Origin of the sequence: Pseudomonas asplenii (assembly GCF_001293465.1) — a bacterium.
Classification (GTDB): domain Bacteria; phylum Pseudomonadota; class Gammaproteobacteria; order Pseudomonadales; family Pseudomonadaceae; genus Aquipseudomonas; species Aquipseudomonas fuscovaginae_B.
The window spans coordinates 1-2,763 of sequence record NZ_JSYZ01000048.1; the positions used below are offsets into that span (position 1 = coordinate 1).

Here is a 2,763-nt window from a genome sequence, read left to right on the forward strand (position 1 = left end):
AAGGCACGGCAGCGGGATTGAAGTCTTCCAGCAGATGCCGGCGTTCGGCAGCCGAGAGCACCGACAGCGCGGAAAGTGGGGTCTGGGGCGCCCGCTCCAGGGCATCGGCCAGATTCACCAGAGCTGTGTGCATGTAGTCGCAAATCCGTTGCGCACCGGTGCCCGCCAGGGTACCGACGCGCAGGGCAAAGTCTTCTCCTAGGTCGTCCACCGACAGCGTCAGCGGGTAGTTGGTCAGTTCCTCGCCGGCAATGGTCTCGATCCCGCTCCAGACCGACGGTTCGGCAATTTCACTCGTCAGGTGACGGTAATTCAGCAGCGAGCTGAACAGCGGCAGCGGCGCGGCCACGCCGCTGCAGCCTTGCGCGAGGATCAGCGGCGCATGCTCATGCCCGAGCAGGGCACTCAGGCGCGCGTGGGTGTTCATGATCCCTTCGCGCACACTCTGCCCACCCAGCGCGACGCGCAAAGGCAAGGTATTGATGAACATCCCCAATGCCCGGTCGGCACCCTCGCCGCCTTTCAGGCGTCCCAGCAGCACCGTGCCGAACACCACGTCATCCTTGCCCGCGACACTGCCCAGGACACGGGCCCAGGCCAGGTGAAAGAGACTGGCGGCACTGACGCCCGACTGCCGGGCCTGAATCCGCAGACGGCGGCTGAGGTCACTGTCCACAGGACATTGGGCCTGTTCGAGGCCGCGGCCGTCGCCCTGCACATCCTGCAGCCCGAACGGCAAGGTGGGCTCATCGACATCGCCCAACATTTCACTGAAGAATTGCTCGTGTTCGGCCTGGCTCACGCCCAGGCGGGACTGGGCAACATAGTTGCGATAAGGAATCGAGGCCGGCAGCTGCTCCTCTCGTCCCTGCATATGGGCTTCGACTTCAGCCACCAGCACCCCGACCGAAGTGGCGTCGTTGACCAGATGGTGGAACTGCAACAGACCGGTCCAGCGCCCGTTGGGCCGGTCTTGCGCATAGTCCAGGCGCAGCATCGGCGCCTGGCGAATATCCAGGCGGACCCGTGGGTCGTCCAGTCGGGCACGCAATTGCTCGGCGATATCAGCGACCTGCGGATCCAGCGACACCTCGCTCACCGTCAGGGCAGCCTGACGCCAGACCACCTGCACCGGTTCGTCCAGACCTTCCCAGACCACGCCGGTACGCAGGATATCGTGACGCGCAATCACCGCTTGCAGGGCCTGGACGAAGGCCTCGACCCGCGCCCGGCTGTCGAAGTTGAACAGTGCGTGTTGCAGGTAAGGGTCGGCGTGGTCCACGGCCAGGTGATGGTGATACAGGATACCTTCCTGCAACGGCGCCAACGGATAGATATCCTGCACGTTCACCGCACCCTTCGGCACGCTTGCCACCACGTGGTCGATCTGCGCCTGGGTCAGGCTGACCAGCGGCAACAGGTCCGGGGTGATCCGCTCGCAGCCTGCGGGGATCAGGTTGCCCGGCACCACGATTTCCGTGCCGCTGCCCACCGCCGCCGCCAGGGCCGCGAGGGTCGGTTGACGGAACAGCACCCGCACGTCGGCGCTCAACCCGGCCTGGCGCATACGCTCGATCAGCGTGACCGCCAGCAGCGAATGCCCACCCAGTTCGAAGAAGTGGTCATGCCGCCCCACCCGCTCAACAGTGAGGACCTCGCTCCAGATTCGCGCCAGGGTGATTTCGATGTCCCCTTGCGGCGCTTCATAGCCACGACTGACCAGTGCCGCCAGATCCGGCACCGGCAGCGCCCGACGATCGATCTTGCCATTGGCGGTCAGCGGGAAAGCCTCCAGACCCACGTAGGCCGAAGGCACCATGTACTCCGGCAGTCGCTCCAGCAGGTAGGCCCGCAGCGCCTCGATCTCCAGCGCGGCATCGGTCGAGCTGTAGTAGGCCACCAGGCGTTTCTCGCCGGGATGGTCCTCGCGGGCCAGGACCACCGCCTCCTGGATCGCCGGATGCCCGGCCAGGCGGGTTTCGATCTCGCCCAGTTCGATGCGCAGGCCACGGATCTTCACCTGGTCGTCATTGCGCCCCAGGTACTCGAGGTTGCCATCGGCCAGCCAGCGCGCCAGGTCGCCGGTCTTGTACATCCGCGCCTCGGGTTCGCCGCTGAACGGGTCCTTGAGGAAACGCTCCGCGGTCAACGCCGCACGCCCCAGGTAGCCACGGGCCACGCCGGCACCGCCGACATACAGCTCACCCGGTACGCCCAGCGGCACCGGATGCAACTGCTCGTCGAGCAGATAGACCCGGGTGTTGTCCAGCGGCTTGCCGATATGCAACGCCGCGGTCCCTCCTTCTATCAGCCCCGAGGTCGCCACTACCGTGGTTTCCGTCGGACCGTAGTTGTTGACCAGGGCAAACCGCTGCCCCTCGGGGAACTGCCGCAGGCGGTCGCCGCCGATCAGCAGGGTACGCAGGGTCGGGTGCTGCAACGACTGGCTGAAGGCGTACTCGGCAATCGGCGTCGGCAGGAAGCTCACCTCCAGTGGCTGCGCCAGCCACCAGTTCAGCAGACCGTCGATATCCTCGCTGCCGGCGGTTGCCGGGGGCAGGTGCAAGGTCGCCCCGGCGCATAGCGCCGGCCAGATTTCCCAGGCCATCGCGTCGAAGCCGAAACCGGCAACGCTGGCGGTCTGGCCACCCGCCGTCAGCGCGAAGGCGCGGCAGTGCCAGCTCACCAGGTTGGACAACTGGCGATGCTCGACCATCACGCCCTTCGGTTCACCCGTCGAGCCCGAGGTGTAGATCACATAGG

The 2,763-nt window shown here is 66.1% G+C and carries 1 protein-coding gene; it reads right to left on the bottom strand.

Going from position 1 to position 2,763, the window contains the following annotated elements; all coding sequences use genetic code 11:
- Positions 1–2,763, bottom strand: a 2,763-nt coding sequence (locus PF66_RS30990; RefSeq protein ID WP_241494488.1) for a condensation domain-containing protein, incomplete at both ends; no start/stop codon positions are given.